We start from the raw sequence: 25,349 nt of genomic DNA on the forward strand, positions 1-25,349 counted from the left end.
AAACGCAACACCATCAATCAGCGCCGCTTGCAACACTTCAGAAAAGCGGCATAATCAAATCAACGACGAACCAGAGCCTCCATTAATTTATAAGCTCACGTGTTCCAATTTATCTGACGACGGACAATTAGCAGCTTAAATTTCATCATGGATGATATATGCACATAGATAAGTTGAGTCCCGATGTAGCTGTTCTCGAAGAACTGGGGCGCCGCTTACGTAATATACGGGAGCAAAGAGGATTTTCACGAGAGGAGTTATCCTGAGAGTCAGGGATCGTGTCGGCCACGCTGGAGCACATGGAAGCAGGGCTGCCTGCCCAATTGACAAGTTGGATACGCGTGTTGATGGCTTTGGAAATGTATGGGCGTTTAGATGAGTTGTTGCCTGAAAATTATTTATCTCCAATGTGGGAGGTCAAAGGCCGTAAAAAGCGCACGACTAAAGCGCCCAAAACGGCTGGCTTTAGACGTTGGGGAGATGAGTTATAATCACGTTAACGGTCTCGCTTTGTGCAAGCACCTTGGGCTTTGGCTCCCAGTCGATAGATGCCACCTTCCAGAAAAAAGAATCTGACAGTAAGAAAAAATATTAGTATATCGGCCAGAAATTTCTTTTACAAAGTCGGAAAATGTGTTTTTAATTCAGTATATTAATTCGCGTATCCGATCTCCTTAAGTTGAGTTTCAGTACGCGAAACACTATGGGTTATTAGCGAAAACTTTTGCGCAATTGCAGCGAAAATCTTTGGGCTTCAACTGTAGGAATTTTTGTTTGAAATCAGTAGGCTGCGCGAAATATTTCGCGCAGTCCTACATATAGCTTAAGTTCGTGCTTAGCATGTCGCGTGGCCTCGCAAGTTGTCGTGACTGTATCTGTATTACCCTAGGCGTTCAGGAAACCTGTTGCGTGTGCGATTTGCAAAGGCAACAAGTGAAAGCATTACAGGCACCTCAACCAATACACCGACAACGGTGGCAAGGGCGGCGCCTGAATGCAAGCCGAACAAGCTGATCGCGACCGCAACTGCAAGTTCGAAGAAATTGGACGTCCCGATCATCGCACAAGGTGCAGCGATGCGATGGGGAACCTTGAGCATGAAGGCCGCGCCATAAGCGATTGCAAAAATTCCGTAGCTTTGGATCACAATTGGCACAGCGATCAGTGCAATAACCAATGGTCTGTTCAAAATGACCTGTCCTTGTAATCCAAACAGGATCATCACGGTGGCGATTAATCCGATGATCGACCATGGTTTAACCTTTGCGCCAAACCGATCTATCGCGCGTTGCGACCCCAAAATGCGACGTGTAATTAAGCCCGCTGCCAGAGGGAGCGCAACATAGAGGATGGTTGCCAAAACCAACGTGCGCCATGGTACAACGATATCAGTTACCCCTAACAACAACGCTACAATCGGGGCAAAGGCGATTACCATGATTAGGTCATTCACCGACACCTGAACCAAGGTATAGGTTGCATCACCGCGCGTAAGTTGTGACCAGACAAAAACCATTGCTGTGCATGGTGCCGCACCCAGCAAAATCAGCCCCGCAATATATTGCGCCGCATCTTCTGGCGAAATGAACGGGGCAAAAACATATTCGAAGAATAGAACGGCCAGAAATGCCATGCTAAAGGGCTTAATCAGCCAGTTCACAACCAATGTAACGAACAAGCCCTTGGGCTGACGAGCGACGCCCGAAATGGCGCTAAAATCGACGTTGACCATCATGGGATAAACCATGGCCCAGATCAGAACAGCAACGACAAGATTGATAGATGCAATTTCTGCAGATGCAATTGCATTGACCAGCGGGGGCGAAGCAACGCCAATCGCTATCCCAATCACCATTGCTAGCGCAACCCACAATGTAAGGTAGCGTTCAAATAGACCGAGTTGAATTTCAGGAGGGGTGTTCGTGTGGTTCACGTGATGTCCTTTGGTCACAGAAAGTTGTGATTTCATTAACCCAATATCCAAGTGTGAGCGCAGTTGTAAAGTTTCGACCCCGCAAATAAGTAAGAGCATTGATCAAAGCCAGCAGATCGCAAATAATCCCGATATCGCTGGATGGTGCGAATTTAGTTTCGGACGAAGTTCATAAACCGCTTTTACAATAACCAGAAATGTGATTTTTCTGTTGTAAATCTAAGTAGGCGCAAAAATATCGCTGTGTCTTTTGTTATGAATTTGAGGAAATCCAGATGAAAAAAATCGTTTTAACGGGTGCGGCAGGACGTTTGGGATCATATCTGCGTGAACCATTGGCGGCGATGTGTGATACGTTGGTCAGTAGCGATTTGACGGAAGATATTGGCAAATTGTACGATGGAGAAACCTATGTGCGCGCCGATTTAGCAAGCCTGCCTGACATGAAAGCGTTGTTGGAAGGCGCAGATATGGTGGTTCATTTTGGTGCCATCGGGGATGAAGCGCCGTTTGATGCCATTTTGCAATCCAATATTGTTGGCGCATATAACGTATGGGAGGCTGCGTATCAAAATGGTGTGCGCCGCGTTGTTTATGCCAGTTCCGTTCATGCGGTTGGCATGCACAAATCAAGTGATGGCATTGGAACGGATGCAGCGCATCGTCCAGATACATATTATGGTTTGGCCAAATGCTTTGCCGAAGATTTGGCAAGCCTTTATTGGGATAAACGGGGGGTTGAATCTGTGTGTATGCGGATTTTTTCTTGTGCCAAGGTTACAAACCCGCGCGCCGTTGGCACGTGGCTGTCATATGACGATCTGATCCATCTTGTCGAACGTGCGATTAGCACACCTGTCACAGGGTTCAGTGTCGTTTATGGCATTTCCGACAATGACCGTGCGCCTGTTGATAATACCAAGGCAAATTTTTTGGGTTATCGGCCAAAGGATAACGCGGAACAATTTGCCAAAGAAATTTATGCAAATTCGGAACCGCTTGATCCTGCGGATCTGGCGCATCAATGCATCGGCGGCCCGTTTGCCACGGTTGAACTTGGCAACAGTGGCGTGGCAACATTGAACATCGTTGATGACGCTAAAAAAACCTAGCTTAGCCTTATGGGCAAGCTGACGGGCCCGCGAAATCCAAACCCGCGAAATGGAACATCACCTGCCAGTTGCATGTTGGGGAAACGCTCAAAAAGGATGGGTAACATGACCTGTCCGATTTGGCGACGTGCAACATGGGTACCTTGGCAAAAATGGGGGCCATTACCAAATGATTGGTGTTGGTTTTTGTCGCGAAACACATTGTACAAATGCCCGTCTGTTACGAAATCTTCGTCGTGATTGGCGGATGCCTGGATCGTCATTACGGTATCGCCTTTGGGGATGTCCAACCCACGGATTTGCGTATCGGTCATCACCAAACGCGAACTGACTTGAATCGGGGCAACCCAGCGGATCGCCTCTTCAAACGCATCGTTCCAGCGTTGGTTTTCAACGACTTCACGCTGTTGTTCAGGGTTTGAGAGCAAACCATATAAAACCGTCATCAATGCATCACGTGGTTCATTGATACCACCACCGATTGCGATTTTGATGTTTGATCGAATTTGGCTCAGCGGTAATGGGTCGTCCGCGTTTAACATCACTGATAATGCGGACGGGCCTTGTTCGGATTTGTGAAACGCGTCCATCGCCAATAATTCAGCGTCAATTTCATCATTCACCGTTTCGCAATTCGCGAACAGATCGTCGCGCCAGCCAAAATTACCTGCCCCGTCAATCAAGGTTTGTGACCAGCGTTGCATATCGTCATCGGTGGCATTTGGAATGCCCAACAGGTGCGATAAGCATTGCGCGGCAAACGGCCCCGCCAAATCGCCAAAAAACTCTACTGTTTCGCCTTTTGGCAGCGCATCGACATATTCATGTGCGATTTTTTCATAGATCGGCATCCACACATCGCGAATGTTACGTGCAGAAAACGCAGGTGCCATCGCGCCACGTTCGCGGGCGTGTTCTGCGCCATCTTTTCGCATCAATGTATGTGCACGAAACGCGCGTTCCATCGGTGTGTATGGATCGTTGCTTGAATAAAGCTCTGGGTCGTCTTTGACAGCTTTCGTATCAATCGCCTTGGTCAAAAATGTTCGCCCTACGGATTTCACCCGTAAAACGGGGCTTTCACGGCGCAGGCGGGCATAGATCGGATAGGGGTCAAGCGTTAACGCATCGATTGTGATTGTGTCGTCAAGTGGTGCGAGTGCCATGTGCTAACCTCCGCTTAAATATGCTGGGAGCCAAAGCGTGAGCGCGGGGAATGCGATCAGCAAGATAACCCGCACAATTTCGGCCATAAAAAACGGCATTACGCCTTTGAATGTTTCGATCATTGGGACATCTTTGGCCATGGCTGATATGACGAATACGTTCATACCAACGGGTGGCGTGATCAGCCCGAGTTCGACGACAATGAGCGCGAGAATACCAAACCAGATTTTCAAATCCTCGGTTGTCATACCAAACCCAGCGTTTGCTGCATCGACATAATCACCACCATTGATTTCAACCAGTACAGGCCAGAAAAATGGGATTGCCAACAGGATCATTGAAAGGCTGTCCATCAAACACCCAAGCACGATTAGTGCCACCAAAAGAATGATCATGATGGTCATTGGTGTAAGACCAGAATTCGCCATCCATTCGGCCATTGCCTGTGGCACGCCGCCCCTTGACATAAAGATTTTCAACATCTCAGCACCCAGCAAGATCAGATAGATCATCCCAGTGGTGCGCGCAGTTTCCAGCAATGCATCGCGCAATTCAGGTATCTTCACAAACCCGCGTGCCATGCCGTAAATCCAAACTAGAAATACACCGATGGCGGCGGCGGGTGTTGGGTTGAAATACCCAAAATAGATCCCGCCGATCACAAGGCCAAAAATGGTGAGCACTGGGATCAAGTTAACGGTCGCCGATATGAATTCCGCGCGATCAGGGCGTTCGCCAGCGGGGCCGGATTCTGGGTTGATCATGACATAAATCAGGATCGTTATCAAAAATAGTACGACGGCGATCAGGCCCGGGATCATTGCCGCCATGAACATGGTGACGATGTTTGCCTCGACGATAACCGCATAGATTACCAATACGATTGACGGAGGAATCAAAATTCCCAAAACACCACCAGCGGCCAATGTGCCGGTGGACAACGCCCCTGAATAATTCAAGCGCCGCAATTCGGGCAGCGCGACCTGGCCCATGGTGGAAGCGGTTGCAAGTGATGAACCGCAAACAGAGCCGAAACCCGCACAAGCCGCGATTGCAGACATCGCGACACCACCCGGTGCCCAACCAAGCCATGCGTTGGCGGCGCGAAACAAATCACGTGATAATCCCGCCTTTGATGCAATGTTGCCCATCAAAACAAACATTGGCACGACCGAAAGGTCGTAGATTGAAAATTGCCCATAGGCCAATGTCTTTAGTTGGCTGAAAAAGATGGCGGGGCCGTTTAGGATTGTTACCCCGATACCACCGACCAAGATCATTGATAATGCGATTGGCATGCGAATGGCAATCAAGCCTATCAATACGAATAGACCCGCAAACCCGATTAATAATGCATCCATATTAACGCCCCAAAGTACGTGTTGCGGCATCGCGCAAGGTTATCAAACTGGCACAAATCCAAAGTGCCAATGACATCAATATTGGAATAAACGCCCACCAATGAGGCACCAATAAAATGGTTGTTGTGTAGTCATATTCTTTTTGGTTCAACATCCCCGCATACATGCGCCAGATCAATAAACATGCGAATGCGAATGCGACGATTGATGCCAGCAATTCAAAGCGTGCAATCCAAACTGGAGAGGCGTTCGATGTGAATATATCTGCGGTTACGTGTGATCCACTGATTTGGCAGTATGGCAAAAACGCGAAAGCGGCGATTGCGACACCCATTTGGGTCATCTCAAAATCACCTGCGAATGGTGCGCCAAACATGCTTCCGATTACGGAATATGCGTTCATGAGAACAACCAACAATAACACCACGCCACCCGCCAAGGCCCAGCCTTGGATGAACCGTGCGACAGGGCCCATTGGCCCCGCCGTTTCGTTTACAGTGTCCGACATTTATTGTTGGTGTTTCGCAATTGCGGCGCGTGCAGCGTCAACCAGTGCGGCACCATCAATGCCCTTGGCAGATACTTCATCAACCCAACGATCGACAACAGGTGTCAGTGCAGTGTTCATCGCATCGGTTTCTTCTTGCGTCAGGGTGATATGTTCGTTCCCTGCTTTGACCGCCAACCCAATGCCGAATTCATCGGAAGCGCGCCAAATGTCGCCAACCTGTGCAACCCAAGCTTCATCAGATGCATCGCGGAATGCTTTTTGCACATCTTCTGGCAAGCTGTTCCAGCGATCAGCATTCATGGATACTTGGAATGTTGTTGTGCCAAAACGTACCTTGTCAGCGCCTTCGATTTGATACTTGGTCTGTTCTTGGATTTTCAACGGCGGAATAATTTCCCAAGGGATAAACGCGCCATCAACCACCTTTTTCGCCAACGCTTGGGGCAATGCAGGTACTGGCATACCAACGGGTGAGGCACCCAATGCCTCTATGATCCATGCGCCGGTACGGGTTGGAATACGCATCTTTAGGCCTGCGAAATCTTCGGGTTTGCGTGTTGCCTTGTCCACCATATGAATACCTTGGCCAGCATGAACATGCAGAAACATAACCTCTACGCCGTTGTATTCTTGTTTTAGGTCACTTTCGAACATGTCGCGCATCGCAAGGTTAGTTGCCACGGTGTCATTTGTGTAAACGGTAGGAAGTTCGAAAACCTCTGTGCGTGGGAACAGGCCAGGTGTGTATCCGTTAACCGTCCAGATGATATCAACCACACCATCGCGCGCTTGTTGAATTAGCTCTGGTGGTTTGCCGCCCAGTGACATTGCTGGGTAAATATCGATTTTAACTTTGCCACCTGAATTTGCGGCAACTTTTTCTGCCCAAGGTGCAAGCATCTGTGTGTGTGCTGGTGCTTTCTCGCTGAGCAAGTGGTGAAGTTTAAATGTATGTTCTTGGGCAAAGCTACCCGTCGCCCACAATGCGCTGATTGCGCCAATTGCAACGGCAGTGATTTTGTTAAATTTCATGATTTCCTCCCAAATCGTGATGAAAAAATAGGTTATGAAGAGATAACCCATCAAACAATCCGATTATTTCGATAGAATATATCGAATAATTAGATAATATAACACTATGAGCAGTCTTGAATCATTAAGAATAGATTTTGCAGCCCTGCGCACATTGCGCATGGTATTCGATCATGGTTCGTTTTCGGCTGCGGCTGAAATTATGAATGTGAACCAATCAACGGTGAGTTATACAATCGACCGCCTGCGCAAAGCATTCAACGACCCGCTGTTTGTACGCCAAGGGCGCGGAATTACGCCAACAGACAGATGCCGATATATCGCGGCATCTTCGGCAAGAATGTTGGATGAATTTGCGACATTGTCAGAGCCAAGCGCGTTTGATCCGCAAACCGCAACGGCAACGATTTCGATTTCGTCCAATTATTATGAGCGAATAATAATGTTGCCAAAACTTATGGCAGCGTTACGCAAAGAAGCACCGTTTTTGCGGCTTAAAATGATCCAGTCGTTGTCCGAAGGTGATATGCATTTACGCAGAGGAGATTGTGATATCTTGCTATCACCTGTCAATTACACTGCATCAGAGTTTTTCAAGCGAACACTGATCCCAGATCATTATGTTTGTGTAATGGATCAGAACAATCCGTTGGCCGATGTAACGCTAAGCGAGCAGGAATATGCGGCTGCAAATCATTTGACAGTGATTTATGGCGGTAATTGGCGATCACGCTATATGATTGATCTAGAAGCAAAAGGCCTAAGTCTTAATACAATCGTGTCGTTACCCACGCCCGAAGATCTGTCCAATTTGTTAAGGAATAGTGATCTGATATCAACCGTGCCAAGCCGAATAGCGCAAACATTGTCCGATGGGATTATCATCCGTGAATGTCCATTCCCAGCGCCACTTTCTGTGGATATGTATTGGACATCGCGTACGCATCATTCGATGATGTACAAATGGATAAGACAGCTTATTTCGGGGGTTGTTGGCGAAATTCTTCGCCCAGAACGTGATGAAATAAAACCTGTTGGCAAAACATGATTTTCACAATGCCAACAGGTATGTTGATGCGGGATTAACCGCGCATTTTTTTAACGATCATGCCAACGACGACCTGAACGATCATCCCTGACACACCGCCACCAACCAAGTTGCCAGCGATAGATGCAATATCAATGCCGCTTGCCGCCGCTGACGTGCCTGCACCCATCAAACTGCCGAGCAGTGAGCCACCGCCGATACCGCCTGCGGCACCTGCGATCAGGTTGCCAAGGCCACCCATGCTGTTGCCAGCAGAAACCTTGCCCCCTGCAGTGCCGCCCAATGCGCCACCAATTGCTTGTGCTAAAATTTGTTCCATTTGTAAGTCCTCCTGTTAGATAACGAAAGCGTTACTTGGTTTGGCTGGTATTGCAAGAATTGTTCGAAAGAATTGAGTTTAATTGCTTAATTTGTTGCTTTTTTGGATTTCCGTAGGGTCAAGATTTAACGAATTATAGTGTTAAAATTACCATGCAACTCATTCATCTCGGCAATGTCACGCCGATTGCGCGGATTTCTGCTGCGGATATAATAAATCGCGCTAAAATTGTTAAACTGGCGATGAAACATAACCAAGGGACAATGGTATATGCGGCTTTATCCAATAATACTGGGCATTTGTGTCTGCGGCACGGTTGTGTTTGCGCAAAATGGCACATTGAGCGGGACGAAAACGCGCGATCAGTTGTTCACAAAAGTTGGCGAGAGCGGGATAAAAGCAACCGAATTTTCGCCTGACGTTGTGACACTTGTCGATGATACGGGTTGGCAACAGGTGTTGCGCAATGGTGGGTTAACGTTGGATCAGCCAAGTCAAAACGAATTTATTTATAACGCAAGACTGAACGCCGAGCGACTAAACTTGCCAGAGCGAGACTGGGACGCCATTGCCAAAATGGGTTTGCCACATTTTTTTAGTACTGCGGTATTGAATATGCAGTTTGAGTTATCTCAACCATGGTCTGATCGCGCATTTGGTGATCGCGCGATACAGCGGATCGATCTGCAAAACCTGAACTTGGCACTTGCAGATATGACGTTGACGGCAAAGGGTGCGGTAAATTTCGATGACGATGCGCAAATGCAGGGCGAGATTTCTGCATATGTTACCAATTGGCGTGATGTTGTGGGTCTGCTTGATTTCCCATCCCCGACACAGAAAAAATTGACCGAAGCATTTTTAGAGGGGCTTGCAGACGGGAATGCCGTCGAAGTTACGTTTGATATCGTCGATAGCCAGCTCATGCTGGGCCCTATCCCGTTGACCAAAATTCCGTCAATCTTGCCAAAATAGCTGTTTATAGAAGCAAATATTCAGCAAAACATATGTTTTTAATTACCCTATTTACACATCTTGTTTGACGTGCGCCGATAATCGGTTCTAGTATCAAAGGGTTGAAGACGCTTGGGACGGCTGTCTGTTATGACATAGAACGACATCAGGCTTTCCCTTTGTGTTAACGCAAAACAAAAAATGAACAGGGGAAACAAATGTCCGCAAAACTAGTTATTGGTCTTGATGGCCAAGGGTCTGGTGATCGTGCCTTGGCATATGCCAAGCGTTTGGCCAAACTTATTGGCACATGCGACTTGATCATCGTCTATGTGATCGAATGGTCGCCATATTCATTCCAAACCGCTGAAGAAAACGCACAGCGCCACAAGCGCCGCGACGAAGAAATCGCAACCGCGAATGATCGGATCATGGAACCTGCTCTGGCTAGCCTAAAGGCAGACGGGTTTAATGCACGCGGTATTGTTCGCCATGGTGATGTTGCCGATACGCTGAATGCCATCTGTGTCGAAGAACGCGCTGAACAACTTGTTGTAAGCCGTTCGTCCGAAGGTGGTTTTGCCAAACGCATTTTCGGAAGCTCCACCGCGAATTTGGTAATGAGCGCAAGCGTGCCTGTAACGGTCGTAGGATAAGGGGACAGACATGAATATTTTTCAAAAATCGATGCTGACGGTTGGGGCGGCCTTTGCCACCACAGCCCCAGCAATAGCGCAAGAAGCGGCAAGCATGGATGAACGTGTGAACGCCGCATTTGCAAAGGCCACAGGCCCATTTGTAAACTTTATTTTTGCTCCCATTCCTGGCACTAGCTTTCCTTGGATTGTGATGTGGTTGGTGATTGCAGCTACAATTTTTACGCTGTATTTCGCATTTGTGCAGTTGAAATATTTTGGTCATGCAATTTCATTGGTCAAAGGTGACTATTCAGATCCAAATGATGCAGGTGAGGTAAGTCATTTTCAGGCGCTCGCAACGGCGCTTTCTGGTACTGTTGGATTGGGTAACATCGCTGGTGTTGCCGTCGCTGTTGGTATCGGTGGTCCAGGTGCTACGTTCTGGATGATCCTTGCTGGCCTGTTGGGCATGGCATCAAAATTCACCGAATGTACGTTGGGTGTAAAATACCGCAATGAATACGAAGATGGCACCGTTTCTGGTGGCCCGATGTATTACATTTCCAAAGGGTTCAAGGAACGCAACCTGCCCGGTGGCGGTTTCTTGGCAGCACTGTTTTCAGTGTTTTGTATCTTGGGTGCACTGGGTGGTGGCAACATGTTCCAAGCCAACCAAGCCCATGCGCAAATCTCTGGCATCGTTGGTGATTACCCGGGTTGGATCACGGGCATTATTTTTGCCATCGTGGTGTTTATGGTGATCGTTGGTGGTGTGAAATCCATTGCACGCGTAACCGAAAAAGTTGTGCCATTCATGGGTGTTCTATATGTGGCCGCTGCTTTGATTATCATCCTGATGAACTTTGATAAAATCGGTTGGGCATTCGGTCAAATCTTTGCGGGCGCATTCACTGGTTTGGGTGTTGCTGGCGGTATGGTTGGCGCCTTGATCCAAGGTTTCAAACGTGCGGCGTTTTCAAACGAAGCCGGCGTTGGTTCAGCGGCGATTGCGCACTCTGCGGTACGGACCAAAGAACCAATTACAGAGGGTTTTGTTTCCCTGTTGGAACCATTCATTGACACAGTGGTCATTTGTACAATGACGGCATTGGTGATCACCATTTCAGGTCAATTGATGATCGATCCTGCGACGGGCAACTATATTCTTGATGGCGGTTCAATCGCGACAGTGGGTGGAACGTCCGGTGTTGCATTGACATCCGCTGCATTCGCATCCGCGTTTAGCTGGTTCCCATACATCTTGGCGATTGCGGTGATCTTGTTCGCATTTTCAACCATGATCTCTTGGTCATACTACGGGTTGAAAGCATGGACATACCTGTTTGGTGAGGGTCAAACATCAGAACTGATTTTCAAAGTGATCTTTTGTATCTTCATCGTCATCGGTGCAGCGGCCAGCCTTGGCCCAGTGATTGATTTCTCTGATGCAGCGATCTTTGCGATGGCAGTTGTGAATATCACAGGTCTGTATTTCTTGATGTCGATTGTGAAGCAAGAACTGATTTCATATCGCACACGTTTACAATCTGGTGAGATTAAGAAATTCCACAACTAAAAAAGGCGGCCAGAAATGGCCACCTTTGATCATCTAAACGGCGCGGGTTTCTGCGCCGTTTTTTTATGTATCCATGACAACGTTTTGCCGCTGAGTTCCCAGCCCTTGGATATGTAATTCCATCACATCACCCGATTTCAAAAACACAGGATTTGGTTTCATTCCCAACCCGACACCAGGTGGTGTACCTGTTGAAATTACATCACCGGGATGCAAGGTAAACAGCGATGACAGATGTGCAATGATTTCGGCCACGCTAAAGATCATTGTTTTCGTATTCCCTGTCTGCATACGTTTGCCGTTTACATCCAGTGTCATATCTAAATTTTGCGGATCTTCGATTTCGTCACGCGTCACCAACCACGGGCCGATGGGGCCAAAGGTGTCGCATGATTTTCCCTTGGTCCAATTTCCTGACAGGGCGGTTTGAAAATGGCGTTCCGATACGTCATTCACAATGCAATAACCCGCCACATGATCAAGCGCATCATCTACGGAGACATATTTTGTGGTTTTACCAATCACAACGGCCAGTTCCACTTCCCAGTCGGATTTGTCCGATCCACGCGGCAGGGATACCGTATCGTCGGGGCCGACAATTGCCGATGTCGCCTTCATAAACAAAATGGGGTGTTCAGGGATTGATGCGCCCGTTTCTGCCGCATGATCAGAATAATTTAATCCGATGCACATGAATTTTCCCACGTCGGCGACACAGGGGCCAAATCGTGGCGTGCCATCAACGACGGGCAAATCCTCAACATCCAACGCTGCGATACGTGCCAATTCGGCATCCGATAATGCCGCGCCGTTGATATCTTTCACATGCCCAGACAGATCACGCAATACACCGTTTTCGTCAATCAATCCGGGTTCTTCGTGGCCCGTTTCGCCATATCTTACAAGTTTCATATTCGGCCTTTCTAATGGCTGTTCTAATGGCTGTGACGTAATTTGTATTTATGCGCCACGTCTTGGTAATTTGGAGCATCACGCAACACCATGCCCTCGGACAACGGCTGTACCAGATCGCGGAAAATTTGTTGCCAAGGTGTTTGGCTTTCGGGGAAGTTATATCCGCCAGCCTCGACCAGTGCTTTGTACCGTTGCTCGATCGTTTCATCGTCCAGCAACATCATGACCGTGCCTGTGTTCAGGTCAATCCGAATGGGGTCGCCGTTTTGCACAATGGCAAGCCCGCCGCCCGCGGCGGCCTCTGGTGATGCGTTCAAAATTGATGGTGATCCCGATGTACCCGATTGGCGTCCATCCCCGATACAGGGCAGTGAATTGACACCTTGTTTCAACAGATAACTTGGCGGACGCATATTCACGACCTCGGCGCCACCGGGATAGCCCAAAGGACCCGCGCCGCGCATGATCATGACACTATTTTCGGTGATGTTCAGTGCGGGATCATCAACCGTATCGTGGAAATGTTCTGGCCCGTCAAACACCATTGCGGTGCCTTCCATCGCGTTTGGATCATCAGGGTTTGACAAATACCGATCGCGGAATTCTTTGGAAATTACGGATGTTTTCATAATTGCACTGTCAAATAAATTGCCAGACAAGTTAAGGAAACCAGCGTCTTTGACCATCGGTTTTGCGATGGGAAAGATTACCTTGTCATTTGCGATTTCAACATCACGACAATTGTCGCCAATCGAATGGCCGTTTACCGTGAGCGTATCGGGGTTGGGCAACAATTTATTGCGCATCAATTCACCGACCACGGCGGGGACACCACCAGCGCGATGAAAATCTTCGCCCAGATATTCGCCTGCGGGTTGCAGATTGACCAACAATGGCAATTTATGCCCGATATTCTGCCAGTCGTCATTATTAAGTTCTACACCCAAGTGGCGCGCAATCGCGTTCAGGTGGATGGGGGCATTGGTTGACCCGCCAATAGCGCTGTTCACTGCAATTGCGTTTTCAAATGCTTGTCGTGTCATGATGTCAGATGGTTTTACATCATCCCAAACCATATCAACGATCCGTTTGCCCGTCTCATATCCCATCTGTCCACGTTCACGGTATGGCGCGGGGATGGCAGCGGAGCCGGGAAGCTGCATACCCAAGGCCTCGGCCAGTGAATTCATCGTGGTTGCCGTGCCCATGGTATTGCAAAACCCAGTGGATGGCGCGGATGATGCGATCAGATCAATCAAACCATCATCATCAATTTCGCCTTTGGCGTGTAATTCGCGTGCTTTCCAAACGATTGTGCCCGAACCTGTGCGTTCGCCGCCAAACCAGCCGTTCAACATCGGGCCAACGGAATATGCGATCGCGGGAATGTTCACCGTGGCGGCCGCCATCAACAGTGCCGGTGTGGTTTTATCACAGCCAATGGTCAGCACGACGCCATCAATGGGATAGCCATAAAGACTCTCAACAAGGCTTAAATATGCAAGATTGCGATCAAGGCTTGCCGTTGGGCGTTTGCCCGTTTCTTGGATCGGGTGGACAGGAATTTCGATCACCGTACCGCCCGCTGCGATGACCCCGTCGCGCACTCGTTTTGCCAGTTCCACATGGTGGCGATTACATGGCGACAGGTCGCTGCCCGTTTGGGCGATGCCGATAATGGGTTTTTTTCCTGCCAGTTCTTCGCGCGTGAGGCCGTAATTTAAATACCGTTCTAAATACAGCGCGGTCATTTCGGAATCTTCGGGATTGTTGAACCATGAACGCGAACGTAAATCGGATGGTTTGATTTTCTTTGTCATTGTCTTTCCTTAGCTGGCCCAACCGCCATCGATAATATGTGTTTGTCCCGTTGTGAAGCCGCTTTCATCGCTGGCAAGATAGACGACCAAGGACGCGATTTCATCAACAGTTGCCAAACGCCCCATTGGCTGTCTGGCGATGAACTGTTTCAGTGCAGCGTCATAATCACCCGTGTCGTGTAGGCGTTGTTGCAACGATGGACTGTCCACCGTGCCGGGGCAAATGCAATTGGCGCGGATGCCCGAAGCGACGTAATCTTTGGCGACGGATTTTGTCAGCCCGATCACGGCAGCTTTTGTGGTGCCATAGATAAATCGGTTTGGCGCGCCAACAATGGATGATGCGACAGATGACATGTTAATGATATTGCCCGCTCCACGATCCAACATAAATGGAAGGGCTGCGCGAATGGTGTGATACATGGATTGAACATTTAGCTGGAATGCAAAATCCCAGTCATCGTCGCTACATTCTAAAATGGTGCCGTGATGAACAAAACCTGCACAATTGAATACCGTGTCGGGTTGAATATCAGCGATAAACCGATCCACTTCCGATTTGTTGGTGACATCAAGGGGGCAGGTTTCCAAACCTTCGTGATGTTCATCGGCCAGTTGTAACATGGCGTCGGCATTGATGTCGGTGGCGTAAACGCGCGCACCTTGTTTTGCCATGGCGATGGCGCTTGCACGGCCAATGCCTTGGCCTGCGGCGCTGACAAATATGGTTTTTCCCTGCAATCGATGTTGTTGGGTCATGTGGTTTCCAATGGGTTGTGTACAGACACAACAGCAAAATTAAATGGTTTTGAAAAGGATTAGTTTTCAGCGGTTATATTTTGGGTTGCCTGTTGCCCAAAACAACGACCATCAATGCAGCCAGAGTAATCGCCGCAGCGCCGCCCAAAACAAGGGCATTCGGGTACTGAGAGAAAATCAATAAATCGAACGTAAGTGCCCAAATGATGCCCGTGTAATCAAATGGCGCAAGCGTTGATATCGGGGCGCGTGCCACTGCCTCTGTTCCTGCGATATGGGCTAAACCGCCCAAAATACCCGCCGCGATCAGCCAAAGGTACATATCATAGTCTGGCGTGATCCAGCCAAGTGGAATTGTCGAAATGCCTACCAGCGTGGATACCAACGCAAATGACAATGCGATGGTCGCGGGATGTTCGGTGGCGGTCATCGTTTTGATATGGACCCGTACAAACGCCATGGTGACCGCAAAGCCAAGCCCAGCAGCAATTCCAATGATCGCGCCATCAGTGCCAAAGGATAGCGCATCCCATAACATTGCAACAACGCCGCCAAATCCAATGGCTGTTGCGAAAATTACGATTTTGGAAATGCGCTCACCCACCATGATCGCCGCCAAAGGCAAGGTCATAATCGGTGCCATATAGGCCAATGCCTGTGCGTTTGCGACGGGTAAATATGCCAAAGATATAAACGAAAACGCCATGGACAGCACGCCAAACAATCCACGTATGAAGTGCATTTTTGGATATTTGGTTTTGAGTGCTGCGGGGAACTGACCGCGCAAAAACATATAGATTATAATCGGAATGATCGCGACCGCGCTGCGCCAGAATATGATCTGTCCGATGGGAACAGTTTTTGCAAGATGATGCACCACCGCCGACATGGCGGTGATCAACAATGCACCCAATAAGCGCAGTGCGATTCCATTGTAAATTGACACGTTTAGTATTCCAAAAGCGGGTTCTGGAATACTAAACGGTTTAACGTGTTAACGCGCAAGCTCGAAAAGTTTAGGCGGGCATGTCATCAATTGCGCTGCCACCTAACAATGCGGCGTTACCGCCCGCGGCGGTGGTATCTACGCAAACGTGGCGTTCCATCGTCAAATACTGCCCCATCGTTTCATCGCGCAACAATCCGATAATTGCCCCTTTGCGCTGGGCAAGTTTTTTGCGAATGTCCTTGGCGCTGGCGTCATCGCCCCAATACGCTACGGCATTAAATTCGCCCGTTTCAACATCGCCAGTTGTGACGGGTTCACACCCATGTTCGCGTGCAATTTTCGCCTGCGCGTCCACATCGGGACCCAAACATAGAACCCGCCCGCATGGGTGAAAGCTCAACTGGTTCGATTCCCCTGTCGGCCCTGGCAACAACATTTGTGTAACTGAGGGCGTGAGTTTTGCATTCTTTGCAAAGCGTCCCAAATACAACGGCCCACCGGCCTTGGGTCCTGTGCCAGACATACCATGCCCACCAAAGGGTTGTGAGCCCACGATTGCGCCAATTTGATTGCGATTAACGTAAATGTTGCCAGCGTGAATCGCATCGACGATATGTTGAACCCGATCATCAATACGAGTGTGCAAACCAAAGGTCAGACCATACCCCGTGGCGTTGATATCTGAAATAATCCGATCCAATTGATCTGATTTAAATCGCACAACATGGAGCACGGGGCCGAATATTTCCTCTTTCATGTCGGCGATACCGTTTACTGCAATCACCGTGGGTGGCACATAACGCCCTGTGTCATTATCGTTGAGCTGTTTTAAAACCCGACCGTCGGCGCGTGCCGTTTCGATATGCGCACGGATTTTATCCTGTGCCATAGTATCGATTACTGGCCCAACATCGGTGGATAAATCCCAAGGATTACCAACACGCAATTCATCCATTGCGCCGTATAACATTTTCAAAAATGTATCGGCGACATCGTCTTGAATATACAAACACCGCAGCGCAGAACAGCGTTGCCCAGCGGATTGAAAGCTTGACGCAACAATATCACGCACAGCCTGTTCGGGGAGCGCGGTTGAATCAACGATCATTGCATTCAAACCACCTGTTTCTGCAATCAACGGTGTGCCTGGCGCCATCGTGCCCGCCATGGCGCGATGAATTGTCTGCGCTGTTGCAGTTGAACCCGTGAAACAAATGCCAGAAACGCTTGGCGCGGATGTGAGCGCTGCACCCACAACCGAACCTTTGCCGATTAACAATTGTAACGCGGTTTTTGGCACGCCTGCTTTGTATAATAAGTTCACGCAAAACCATGCCAGCGCGGGTGTTTGTTCCGCAGGTTTTGCCAACACGGCGTTACCTGCCGCCAATGCAGCACTGATTTGGCCTGTGAAAATTGCCACAGGAAAATTCCACGGGGAAATACAGGTGAAAACGCCACGCGGGTTCAGCTTGTTCACGTTCGCTTGTTGTGCATAAAACCGTAGAAAATCCACTGCCTCGCGCAATTCAGCATCGCAATCGGCCAATGTTTTACCAGCCTCGCGCGCCAAAAGTGCGAAAATCTCTGCATAGTTTTCTTCGTAGAGGTCTGCGGCTTTGTTTAATATTTTGGCACGCTGGCCAACCGTTGCGTCCCAAGGTGTTGCGGATTGAATTGCCGCTGATACATCCTTCTCACTGGCGTTTTGAACGTCTGCAACGATATCTTTGATACTCGCGGGATTGGTGCTGTGCTCTTTTGCGCCGCCTGCGGATTTGTTTGCCAATAATGAAGCGACCTTCCAGCGTTTTGTTTCAAACGCGGCGCGATCGGTGAAAATTTTGTTCAACACGATGGGGTCGGTTAAATCAAACCCGCGTGAATTTTTACGCTCTGGCGCAAACAGTTTTGATGGTAAAACCGTGCTTGGGTTTTCCGCAGGTTTGGACAATTCCAAAACCGTATCAATTGGGTCGGCGGCAACCACTTCGGGGGGGACAGATTCATCGACAATTTGGTTTACAAACGAACTGTTCGCACCGTTTTCCAACAATCTGCGCACCAGATACGCTAGCAAGTCTTTGTGTGGGCCAACGGGGGCGTAAATGCGACAGCGTGTGTTTTCATTGGAATGCACAATCTCATGCAATGCCTCGCCCATGCCGTGCAGACGCTGAAATTCATATGCGCGTGAATCAGTTGCCATTTCCAACACGGCGGCGACAGTGCGCGCATTATGTGTGGCAAATTGTGGGTAAATGCGATCGGTCATGTTTAGCAATTTCTGCGCACACGCGATGTAGCTCACATCGGTTGCGGATTTGTTAGTGAACACAGGAAATCCATCAAGGCCAAGAACCTGTGCATTTTTGATTTCTGTGTCCCAATACGCACCCTTAACAAGGCGCACCATGATGCGTCGATCCAGTTTTTGCGACAGCGCATAAAGCCAATCCAAAACAAACGGCGCGCGTTTGCCATAAGCTTGCACAACCACACCAAACCCATCCCAATCGGCCAGCGATGGGTCGGATAAAACTGCCTCGATCACATCAAGGGATAGCTCAAGACGATCGGCCTCTTCTGCATCAATGTTGAACCCCATGCCAACAGATTTCGCAAGCAATGCGAGTGAACGGGTGCGCGGCACCAGAATATCCATCACACGTTTGCGCTGGGCTTCTTCGTAGCGTGGGAACAGCGCAGAAAGTTTGACAGAAATCCCAGGGTTTTCGCGAATGTCATCGGATGTGCATGCAGGAGCAAGTGCCGTGATCGCACGGCTATACGCCAGATGAAAACGTTTGGCGTCACCATCAGTCATCGCCGCTTCGCCGAGCATATCATAGGAATAGGTGTAACCGCGTTTTTCCTGTTTCGCGGCACGCTTCATCGCCTCTTCAATGTCACGTCCCAGCACGAATTGTGCGCCCAGCTCTTTCATTGCACGGCTGACCGCTGTGCGGATCACAGGTTCGCCCAACCGTTTGATCGCACCGCGCAATGTGCGCCCGATGCCCATTGATTGGCCTTCGTCCAAAACGGAACCTGTGATCATCAACGCCCAAGTGGATGCGTTCACCAATGAAGAACTGGAATGCCCCAGGTGCTGCCCCCATTCGGACGGGCTGATCTTGTCCTCGATCAATGCATCGATCGTGTCGGTGTCTGGAACACGCAATAACGCCTCTGCCAAACACATCAACGCGACACCTTCATCGGTGGACAGGCCGTATTCTTCGAGGAACAGTTCCATCAGGGAATTATTCCCGCCCTTGCGAATATCTTTGACCAGTTGTATCGCGCGTGCGGTAATTTGTTCGCGTAATTCAACGGGCATTGGCGTCGTGTCCAACAGTGATTTAATACAATCTGATTCAGGTTTGCGAATATTAGCGCGAATTTTATTACGAACGATTTGCATGGGTTTGATCCTTGTTTCGATTCGAGGATAGCACAAATGGATTGGTCGTTATTCCTGTTTGATTGCCTCAAATGGGATTTTCGCCTATATTTTGACTAGCGCAATAGTCATAATGGATGAAATATCGTGAGTGATAGGCAAATTGATCGGATGGACCGGAAAATATTGGATATTTTGCAAAGTGATGGACGCATATCCGTTACCGCATTGGCGAGCCGTGTGGGATTGTCAAAAACGCCATGTCAAACGCGCGTGCAAAAACTGATCAAAGACGGGATTATTCAGGGGTTTCGCGCAGTTGTTTCGCCAAAATTTCTGGGACGGGCACATATTGCCTTCGTAGAGGTAACGCTGTCGGATACGCGCGAAAAAGCATTGGGTTCATTTAACGATGCGGTGCGCAGCGTTGCCGAAATAGAAGAATGCCACATGATCGCGGGCAGCTTTGATTATCTGTTGAAAATCCGAAGCCGTGACATTGCAGATTACCGTGCCATCCTGGGCGAGGTGATTACCGCATTGCCATATGTGGCAAATACGTCAACGCATGTCGTGATGGAACCTGTTAAGGATCAGGCGGATATCGCGCCGTGATGGCGGGTGGCCAACAAAAGATTGGTTTCCGATTCCAAAATACCATCAATTCGCCGCATCGCGCTCAGCGCTGCGTCAAACGATGCAAGATCATCGGTGGCCGTTTCTACGATTAAGTCCCATTTACCATTCGTGGCGTGAATTGCATTAATCGCCGGTATTTGGTGCAGCTGATTTATAATTCGCTGTGTTTTGTTTCCCGCGATTTTTATCAAGGTCATGCCGCGCATAGGATGCGCCAAATCATCTTCGCGCAAGCGTACGGTGAATCCGGTAATCGCACCAGAATGCTGTAATTTGTCCAGTCGTGCACGCACAGTGGCGCGTGAAACGCCCAAACCCGCGGCAAGATTGGCGATGGGTTCACGCCCATTTTTTCGCAACAACGCAATGAGTGATTTGTCTATTTTGTCCATAATGTCAGTTTGATATATCAATTTGTGCATCAAGTTAACCATATTGTGCATTTATTTGGCTTAATGCTTCCAAAAAAGTTGAGAAATTGGTGAAACATTTTTTGGGGATTGATCATGCAACATTGCATATTATTGGGTGCACCAGTGCAAGAAGGTGCGAGCCAACGCGGCTGTGCTATGGGGCCAGAGGCATTGCGCACTGCCAAATTGGCAGAGGCATTGATGGAATTGGGGCACACTGTGGAAGATCGCGGCGATGTTTCACCCCGTGTGGTGCCCGTCGTTCCCCATGACAACAAAGCGATCCACAATCTGGATGAGGTATCCGCATGGATTGATGCGCTTGCGGGACAAGCGCACAATGCTGCAAATTCTGGGACACCCATTTTTCTGGGCGGCGATCATAGCATGGCAGCAGGAACCGTTAGTGGAGTTGCACGCGCTGCGGCAGAGGCGGGAAAGCCGCTGTTTGTTTTGTGGCTGGATGCGCACCCAGATTTTCATAGCTTGTCCAGCACAGGCAGTGGAAATTTACATGGTACGCCTGTGGCATATTTCACCGGCCAGTCTGGATTTGATGGATTTTTCCCTACGGTGACCCACCCCGTTGACCCCGCAAATATTTTCATGATGGGATTGCGAAGCGTTGATCCTGCCGAAAACGCGGCGATGGCGAAAACCGATATTACATTGCACGATATGCGCGCGATGGATGAATTTGGAATTGTTGCGCCATTGCGTGAATTTTTGGCGCGCGTAAAGGCGGCGGATGGTTGGTTACACGTCAGCCTTGATGTCGATTTCATTGATCCAAGTATCGCACCGGGTGTTGGCACGACAGTGCCAGGTGGTGCCACATTTCGCGAGGCGCATTTGATTTTGGAAATGGCCCAAGAAAGTGGTCTGGTTGGTTCCATGGATTTGGTCGAACTTAATCCGTTTCTGGATGAACGCGGACGAACCGCGAAATTATTGGTCGATCTGACGGCGAGCCTGTTTGGGCGTCGCATTATTGATCGTAAAACAAAGAGCTTTTGATCATGATGTTACAAGCGCCAAAATCTGTGGTTATGATACGTCCCCATCATTTTCATCCCAATCCAGAAACCAAGGCGGACAATTCGTTTCAATCGGATGGCGCGGGAACGCGTGACACTATCGCAAAAACCGCACGCGAGGAATTTGATACCGCAGTAAATTTATTGCGCGATGCCGGCGTGGTTGTCCACGATTTTGATGATACTTCGGATCAAACGCCCGACAGTGTATTTCCAAACAATTGGTTTTCAACCCATGCGGGTGGGCATGTTGCGATATATCCAATGTATGCAAAAACACGTCGGCTGGAACGGCGCTGGGATGTGATTGAATTGCTAAAACGCGATTACCGCGTACAAGATGTCATTGATTATTCTGGTTTGGAACAAGACAACCTCGCGCTGGAAGGAACAGGTGCGATGGTGTTGGATCATATCGGGCGTGTTGCCTATGTCGCGCGTTCAAATCGCGCCGATCCTGTTTTGCTGGAACGGTTTTGCACGAACTTTAATTTTGAACCAATTGCATTTGATGCGCGCGATAAAAATGGTTTGGATGTTTATCACACCAACGTTTTGATGACCGTGGCCACGGATTTTGCATTGGTCGCACTGGATATGATTACGCAGAGTGAACGGCGCAAAACCGTCCGTGATCGCCTGATAGAAAGCGATCATGATGTTATCGCATTAAGTGAGTATCAAATCGGTGAATTTTGTGGAAACGCATTTGAAATGTCGGGGCGCACTGGCCGCATCTTGGCCATTTCGGCACGTGGGTTGAATGCGCTTGAACCATCACAAATCAAAACAATTGAAAAATCGGTTCAGATTGTACCACTGAATATTCCAACAATCGAAACCGCTGGTGGATCTGTGCGGTGCATGATTGCAGGAATACATTTGGCCAAACGCTGAACATATGGAGAAGAAAATGAAAGACAACCTAAATATCGTCCCGTTCGTCAGCGTTGAAAATATGATGCGCCTTGTGTTGGATCGGGGCATGGAAAATTGCATGGCTGAAATCGCAGAATATCTCGAAGAAGATTTCCGCCGTTGGCCGTTGTTTGATAAAACACCGCGCGTTGCATCCCACAGCCGCGAAGGTGTGATTGAATTGATGCCAACGTCAGACGGAATTGATTACGGGTTTAAATATGTGAACGGCCATCCCAAAAATATGAAAGAAGGTTTGCAAACCGTAACGGCGTTTGGGCTGCTGGCATCTGTTGAAACGGGCTATCCTGTTTTGCTGTCAGAAATGACCGTGCTTACAGCGTTACGCACAGCGGCAACATCGGCGGTGGCGACAAAATATTTGGCACGCAAAGGTTCCAAAACACTGGCATTGATTGGCAATGGTGCGCAATCCGAATTTCAGGCGCTCGGTTTGAAAAAAATATGCGGGATTGATACGGTTCGTTTGTACGATATCGATCCTGCGGCCACAGAAAAATGTGCGGGTAATTTGGCCGACAGTGGGCTTACAATTGTTAAATGTGATACACCCCAAGGTGCAATCGAGGGTGCTGATGTTGTCACAACATGTACCGCAGACAAAAAATATTCGACAATTTTGACGGATAACATGGTTGGTGCAGGTATTCATATCAATGCAATCGGTGGTGATTGTCCGGGTAAAACCGAGCTTCACAAAGACATATTGTTGCGCTCTGACATCTACGTGGAATACCCTGAACAAACCCGTATCGAGGGGGATATTCAACAGCTTGATGATGACTATCCGGTCAAAGAATTGTGGCAAGTGTTGACGGGTGAAATTGACGGGCGCAGCGATGATAAGGCGATTACGTTGTTCGATGGCGTTGGTTTTGCAATCGAAGATTTTTCCGCGTTACGTTGGCTGCGCGATGCGTTAAAATCGTCCGATAAGTATCAGGATTTGGACATGATTGCAGACCCCGATGACCCGCGTGATCTGTTTGGAATGGTGCGACGCGAAGCACAGCGTCTGGCAGATTCGTAAAAAGTGTAAAGTATTGCAATGCAATTTTTTCTTGTAAAAACAAGCGCTAAAACCGCCAACTAAGCCATATACAGACAGGAAATTGTGTGTTTAACTTCGTCGCAGTAGGGCTTGGGGCGAGTCTTTCAAGGCCTAAAAAAAATCTTATAGGGAGATTACAACAATGAGAAAAACACCATTTGTATTGGGTTGCTTTGCTGCCGCACTGCTATCGTCGGCGGCACATGCAAAAACGCTTGTATATTGTTCAGAAGGTTCACCAGAGGGTTTCGATCCAGCGCTTTATACGGCTGGTACAACTTTTAATGCATCTTCAAAGCCAGTGTACAACCGTCTGGTGGAATTTGAACGTGGAAGCACCAAAATCATCCCAGGTTTGGCCGAAAGTTGGACAGCATCGGACGATGGATTGGAGTACACCTTTAATCTGCGTAAAGGTGTGAAATTTCACACAACCAGCTATTTCACGCCAACGCGTGATTTCAATGCGGACGACGTATTGTTCACATTCAATCGCCAGCGCGACGAAGGCAATGCATGGCACAAATACACCGAAGGCACGTCATGGGAATATTTCTCTGGCATGGATATGCCGGCGTTGATCAAAGACATCGTAAAGGTTGACGATAACACGGTAAAATTCATTTTGAACCGTCCAGAATCCCCAACTGTTGCCAACTTGGCGATGGATTTCGCATCCATCATGTCAAAAGAATACGCAGACAGCTTGGAAGCAGCGGGCAAACAAACAGATATGAACCAAATGCCGATCGGCACAGGTCCGTTTAAATTTGTTGCCTATCAAAAAGATGCTGTGATCCGTTATCAAGCACACGGCGATTATTGGGATGGCAAACAGCCAATCGACGATCTGGTATTTGCAATCACAACAGATAACTCTGTGCGTATGCAAAAGCTGAAAGCGGGCGAATGCCACGTTGCACCATATCCAAACCCAGCCGATCTGGAAGCGTTGAAAGCAGACCCAAATCTGGAAGTTCAAGAACAAGAAGGTCTGAACGTTGGTTACTTGGCTTACAACACCAAAGTTGCACCGTTTGATAACGCCAAAGTGCGCAAAGCATTGAACATGGCGATTAACAAACAAGCAATCTTGGATGCTGTGTTCGAAGGCGCTGGTATTGCGGCGAAAAACCCGATCCCACCAACCATGTGGTCATATAACGATGCAATCGTTGATGATGGTTACGATCCAGTTGCAGCAAAGGCGGCATTGGAAGCCGAAGGTGTAACAGACCTGTCCATGAAAATTTGGGCGATGCCAGTTGCACGACCATATAACCCAAATGCACGTCGTATGGCCGAATTGATCCAAGCGGATTTCGCGGCTGTTGGTGTTAACGCAGAGGTTACATCATACGAATGGGGCGAATATCTGAAGCTGTCAAAAGACGAAGATCGTGACGGCGCGGTATTGCTTGGTTGGACTGGTGACAACGGTGATCCCGACAACTTCTTGTCAGTATTGTTGTCATGTTCATCTGTTGGCGGTTCAAACCGTGCACAGTGGTGTAATAAAGATTTTGATGATTTGGTAAACAAAGCCAAAGCATCATCAGACGCTGCAGAGCGCACATCTTTGTATGAACAAGCACAAGTCGTGTTCAAAGAGCAAGCACCATGGGCAACCATCGCGCACTCTGTTGTGTTCATGCCAATGAGCAACAAAGTTCAAAACTACAAAATGGATCCATTGGGCGGCCACCGTTTCGACGGTGTTGATCTCGCTGAATAATCTAATCTGTCTGGGCGGCGTTTGTCGCCCAGACC

The 25,349-nt window shown here is 48.7% G+C and carries 23 protein-coding genes; 11 read left to right on the forward strand and 12 right to left on the reverse strand.

Going from position 1 to position 25,349, the window contains the following annotated elements:
- The first annotated feature begins 278 nt into the window (after positions 1–278).
- A complete protein-coding gene (locus IE094_RS10985; RefSeq protein ID WP_189640762.1) occupies positions 279–491 on the forward strand; it encodes a hypothetical protein in 213 nt (70 codons plus the stop codon).
- A gap of 389 nt (positions 492–880) precedes the next feature.
- Here the strand turns inward: IE094_RS10985 and arsB are convergent, their stop codons facing one another.
- A complete protein-coding gene (gene arsB, locus IE094_RS10990) occupies positions 881–1,933 on the reverse strand; it encodes an ACR3 family arsenite efflux transporter (RefSeq protein ID WP_268247233.1) in 1,053 nt (350 codons plus the stop codon).
- Between the two features lie 275 nt (positions 1,934–2,208).
- Here arsB and IE094_RS10995 point away from each other — a divergent pair, with 275 nt between their 5' ends.
- Positions 2,209–3,045 (forward strand): NAD-dependent epimerase/dehydratase family protein, encoded by an 837-nt coding sequence (locus IE094_RS10995; RefSeq protein WP_189640764.1) that lies wholly within the window; start codon positions 2,209–2,211, stop codon positions 3,043–3,045.
- Here IE094_RS10995 and IE094_RS11000 read toward each other — a convergent pair.
- The 4 genes from IE094_RS11000 to IE094_RS11015 are packed head-to-tail and all read right to left on the reverse strand — an operon-like array spanning position 3,042 to position 7,116.
- A complete protein-coding gene (locus tag IE094_RS11000) occupies positions 3,042–4,211 on the reverse strand; it encodes a cytochrome P450 (protein WP_189640765.1) in 1,170 nt (389 codons plus the stop codon). The genes IE094_RS10995 and IE094_RS11000 overlap by 4 nt on opposite strands.
- A gap of 3 nt (positions 4,212–4,214) precedes the next feature.
- Positions 4,215–5,573: a TRAP transporter large permease gene (locus tag IE094_RS11005; RefSeq protein WP_189640766.1), complete on the reverse strand. Its 1,359-nt coding sequence runs from the start codon at positions 5,571–5,573 to the stop codon at positions 4,215–4,217.
- 1 nt (position 5,574) lies between these two features.
- Positions 5,575–6,081 (reverse strand): TRAP transporter small permease, encoded by a 507-nt coding sequence (locus IE094_RS11010; RefSeq protein ID WP_189640767.1) that lies wholly within the window; start codon positions 6,079–6,081, stop codon positions 5,575–5,577.
- On the reverse strand, positions 6,082–7,116 hold the full coding sequence (locus tag IE094_RS11015) for a TRAP transporter substrate-binding protein (protein WP_189640768.1): 1,035 nt from the start codon (positions 7,114–7,116) through the stop codon (positions 6,082–6,084). It lies immediately after the preceding gene.
- A gap of 106 nt (positions 7,117–7,222) precedes the next feature.
- Between IE094_RS11015 and IE094_RS11020 the strand changes: the two genes are divergently transcribed.
- A complete protein-coding gene (locus IE094_RS11020; protein WP_189640769.1) occupies positions 7,223–8,164 on the forward strand; it encodes a LysR family transcriptional regulator in 942 nt (313 codons plus the stop codon).
- Positions 8,165–8,198: 34 nt separating this feature from the next.
- On the opposite strand, the gene IE094_RS11025 is transcribed toward IE094_RS11020, so the two are convergent.
- On the reverse strand, positions 8,199–8,483 hold the full coding sequence (locus IE094_RS11025) for a hypothetical protein (protein WP_099594420.1): 285 nt from the start codon (positions 8,481–8,483) through the stop codon (positions 8,199–8,201).
- Positions 8,484–8,753: 270 nt separating this feature from the next.
- Between IE094_RS11025 and IE094_RS11030 the strand changes: the two genes are divergently transcribed.
- From IE094_RS11030 to IE094_RS11040, 3 genes are all read left to right on the forward strand, one after another.
- A complete protein-coding gene (locus IE094_RS11030) occupies positions 8,754–9,458 on the forward strand; it encodes a DUF2125 domain-containing protein (RefSeq protein WP_189640770.1) in 705 nt (234 codons plus the stop codon).
- A 197-nt stretch (positions 9,459–9,655) separates the two neighbouring features.
- Positions 9,656–10,093, forward strand: a complete 438-nt coding sequence (locus IE094_RS11035) for a universal stress protein (protein ID WP_189640771.1) — start codon at positions 9,656–9,658, stop codon at positions 10,091–10,093.
- 10 nt (positions 10,094–10,103) lie between these two features.
- Positions 10,104–11,651 carry an alanine/glycine:cation symporter family protein gene (locus IE094_RS11040; RefSeq protein ID WP_189640772.1) on the forward strand — a complete coding sequence of 516 codons (1,548 nt, stop codon included), beginning with the start codon at positions 10,104–10,106 and terminating at the stop codon, positions 11,649–11,651.
- A 63-nt stretch (positions 11,652–11,714) separates the two neighbouring features.
- Here the strand turns inward: IE094_RS11040 and IE094_RS11045 are convergent, their stop codons facing one another.
- The 5 genes from IE094_RS11045 to putA all read right to left on the reverse strand — a co-directional run bounded on the left by IE094_RS11045 (position 11,715) and on the right by putA (position 19,521).
- Positions 11,715–12,563, reverse strand: a complete 849-nt coding sequence (locus tag IE094_RS11045; protein ID WP_189640773.1) for a fumarylacetoacetate hydrolase family protein — start codon at positions 12,561–12,563, stop codon at positions 11,715–11,717.
- A gap of 23 nt (positions 12,564–12,586) precedes the next feature.
- The gene (locus IE094_RS11050; protein WP_189640774.1) at positions 12,587–14,386 is read right to left on the reverse strand and encodes an IlvD/Edd family dehydratase; all 1,800 of its coding nucleotides are present in this window, start codon (positions 14,384–14,386) and stop codon (positions 12,587–12,589) included.
- Positions 14,387–14,395: 9 nt separating this feature from the next.
- Positions 14,396–15,145: an SDR family oxidoreductase gene (locus IE094_RS11055; protein ID WP_189640775.1), complete on the reverse strand. Its 750-nt coding sequence runs from the start codon at positions 15,143–15,145 to the stop codon at positions 14,396–14,398.
- A gap of 73 nt (positions 15,146–15,218) precedes the next feature.
- Complete coding sequence (locus tag IE094_RS11060) at positions 15,219–16,091, reverse strand: DMT family transporter (protein WP_229802273.1); 873 nt, start codon at positions 16,089–16,091, stop codon at positions 15,219–15,221.
- A 70-nt stretch (positions 16,092–16,161) separates the two neighbouring features.
- Positions 16,162–19,521 (reverse strand): bifunctional proline dehydrogenase/L-glutamate gamma-semialdehyde dehydrogenase PutA, encoded by a 3,360-nt coding sequence (gene putA, locus IE094_RS11065; protein WP_189640776.1) that lies wholly within the window; start codon positions 19,519–19,521, stop codon positions 16,162–16,164.
- A 150-nt stretch (positions 19,522–19,671) separates the two neighbouring features.
- Here putA and IE094_RS11070 point away from each other — a divergent pair, with 150 nt between their 5' ends.
- Entirely contained in the window at positions 19,672–20,115 is a 444-nt protein-coding gene (locus IE094_RS11070) for an Lrp/AsnC ligand binding domain-containing protein (protein WP_189640906.1), read from the forward strand.
- Here the strand turns inward: IE094_RS11070 and IE094_RS11075 are convergent.
- A complete protein-coding gene (locus IE094_RS11075; protein WP_189640907.1) occupies positions 20,094–20,531 on the reverse strand; it encodes an Lrp/AsnC family transcriptional regulator in 438 nt (145 codons plus the stop codon). The genes IE094_RS11070 and IE094_RS11075 overlap by 22 nt on opposite strands.
- Positions 20,532–20,645: 114 nt before the next feature.
- On the opposite strand from IE094_RS11075, the gene rocF reads away from it, so the two are divergent.
- The 4 genes from rocF (at position 20,646) to IE094_RS11095 (ending at position 25,314) form a co-directional block, all read left to right on the forward strand.
- Positions 20,646–21,569, forward strand: a complete 924-nt coding sequence (rocF, locus tag IE094_RS11080; RefSeq protein ID WP_189640777.1) for an arginase — start codon at positions 20,646–20,648, stop codon at positions 21,567–21,569.
- Complete coding sequence (gene ctlX / locus IE094_RS11085; RefSeq protein WP_189640908.1) at positions 21,569–22,486, forward strand: citrulline utilization hydrolase CtlX; 918 nt, start codon at positions 21,569–21,571, stop codon at positions 22,484–22,486. Before rocF ends, ctlX begins: the two co-directional genes overlap by 1 nt.
- 16 nt (positions 22,487–22,502) lie before the next feature.
- On the forward strand, positions 22,503–23,558 hold the full coding sequence (gene ocd, locus IE094_RS11090; protein ID WP_229802275.1) for an ornithine cyclodeaminase: 1,056 nt from the start codon (positions 22,503–22,505) through the stop codon (positions 23,556–23,558).
- 163 nt (positions 23,559–23,721) lie between these two features.
- On the forward strand, positions 23,722–25,314 hold the full coding sequence (locus tag IE094_RS11095; RefSeq protein WP_189640779.1) for an ABC transporter substrate-binding protein: 1,593 nt from the start codon (positions 23,722–23,724) through the stop codon (positions 25,312–25,314).
- Positions 25,315–25,349: the final 35 nt, after the last annotated feature.

The sequence above is a fragment of the Paramylibacter ulvae genome (genome assembly GCF_014652655.1).
GTDB classification, from domain to species: domain Bacteria; phylum Pseudomonadota; class Alphaproteobacteria; order Rhodobacterales; family Rhodobacteraceae; genus Amylibacter; species Amylibacter ulvae.

Excerpts from the sequence above, each read along its gene's own strand:
- IE094_RS10995 (WP_189640764.1), top strand. The coding sequence starts at position 2,209 with ATGAAAAAAATCGTTTTAACGGGTGCGGCAGGACGTTTGGGATCATAT.
- IE094_RS11000 (WP_189640765.1), bottom strand. The coding sequence starts at position 4,211 with ATGGCACTCGCACCACTTGACGACACAATCACAATCGATGCGTTAACG.
- IE094_RS11005 (WP_189640766.1), bottom strand. The coding sequence starts at position 5,573 with ATGGATGCATTATTAATCGGGTTTGCGGGTCTATTCGTATTGATAGGC.
- IE094_RS11010 (WP_189640767.1), bottom strand. The coding sequence starts at position 6,081 with ATGTCGGACACTGTAAACGAAACGGCGGGGCCAATGGGCCCTGTCGCA.
- IE094_RS11015 (WP_189640768.1), bottom strand. The coding sequence starts at position 7,116 with ATGAAATTTAACAAAATCACTGCCGTTGCAATTGGCGCAATCAGCGCA.
- IE094_RS11020 (WP_189640769.1), top strand. The coding sequence starts at position 7,223 with ATGAGCAGTCTTGAATCATTAAGAATAGATTTTGCAGCCCTGCGCACA.
- IE094_RS11025 (WP_099594420.1), bottom strand. The coding sequence starts at position 8,483 with ATGGAACAAATTTTAGCACAAGCAATTGGTGGCGCATTGGGCGGCACT.
- IE094_RS11030 (WP_189640770.1), top strand. The coding sequence starts at position 8,754 with ATGCGGCTTTATCCAATAATACTGGGCATTTGTGTCTGCGGCACGGTT.
- IE094_RS11035 (WP_189640771.1), top strand. The coding sequence starts at position 9,656 with ATGTCCGCAAAACTAGTTATTGGTCTTGATGGCCAAGGGTCTGGTGAT.
- IE094_RS11040 (WP_189640772.1), top strand. The coding sequence starts at position 10,104 with ATGAATATTTTTCAAAAATCGATGCTGACGGTTGGGGCGGCCTTTGCC.
- IE094_RS11045 (WP_189640773.1), bottom strand. The coding sequence starts at position 12,563 with ATGAAACTTGTAAGATATGGCGAAACGGGCCACGAAGAACCCGGATTG.
- IE094_RS11050 (WP_189640774.1), bottom strand. The coding sequence starts at position 14,386 with ATGACAAAGAAAATCAAACCATCCGATTTACGTTCGCGTTCATGGTTC.
- IE094_RS11055 (WP_189640775.1), bottom strand. The coding sequence starts at position 15,145 with ATGACCCAACAACATCGATTGCAGGGAAAAACCATATTTGTCAGCGCC.
- putA (WP_189640776.1), bottom strand. The coding sequence starts at position 19,521 with ATGCAAATCGTTCGTAATAAAATTCGCGCTAATATTCGCAAACCTGAA.
- IE094_RS11070 (WP_189640906.1), top strand. The coding sequence starts at position 19,672 with ATGGACCGGAAAATATTGGATATTTTGCAAAGTGATGGACGCATATCC.
- IE094_RS11075 (WP_189640907.1), bottom strand. The coding sequence starts at position 20,531 with ATGGACAAAATAGACAAATCACTCATTGCGTTGTTGCGAAAAAATGGG.
- rocF (WP_189640777.1), top strand. The coding sequence starts at position 20,646 with ATGCAACATTGCATATTATTGGGTGCACCAGTGCAAGAAGGTGCGAGC.
- ocd (WP_229802275.1), top strand. The coding sequence starts at position 22,503 with ATGAAAGACAACCTAAATATCGTCCCGTTCGTCAGCGTTGAAAATATG.
- IE094_RS11095 (WP_189640779.1), top strand. The coding sequence starts at position 23,722 with ATGAGAAAAACACCATTTGTATTGGGTTGCTTTGCTGCCGCACTGCTA.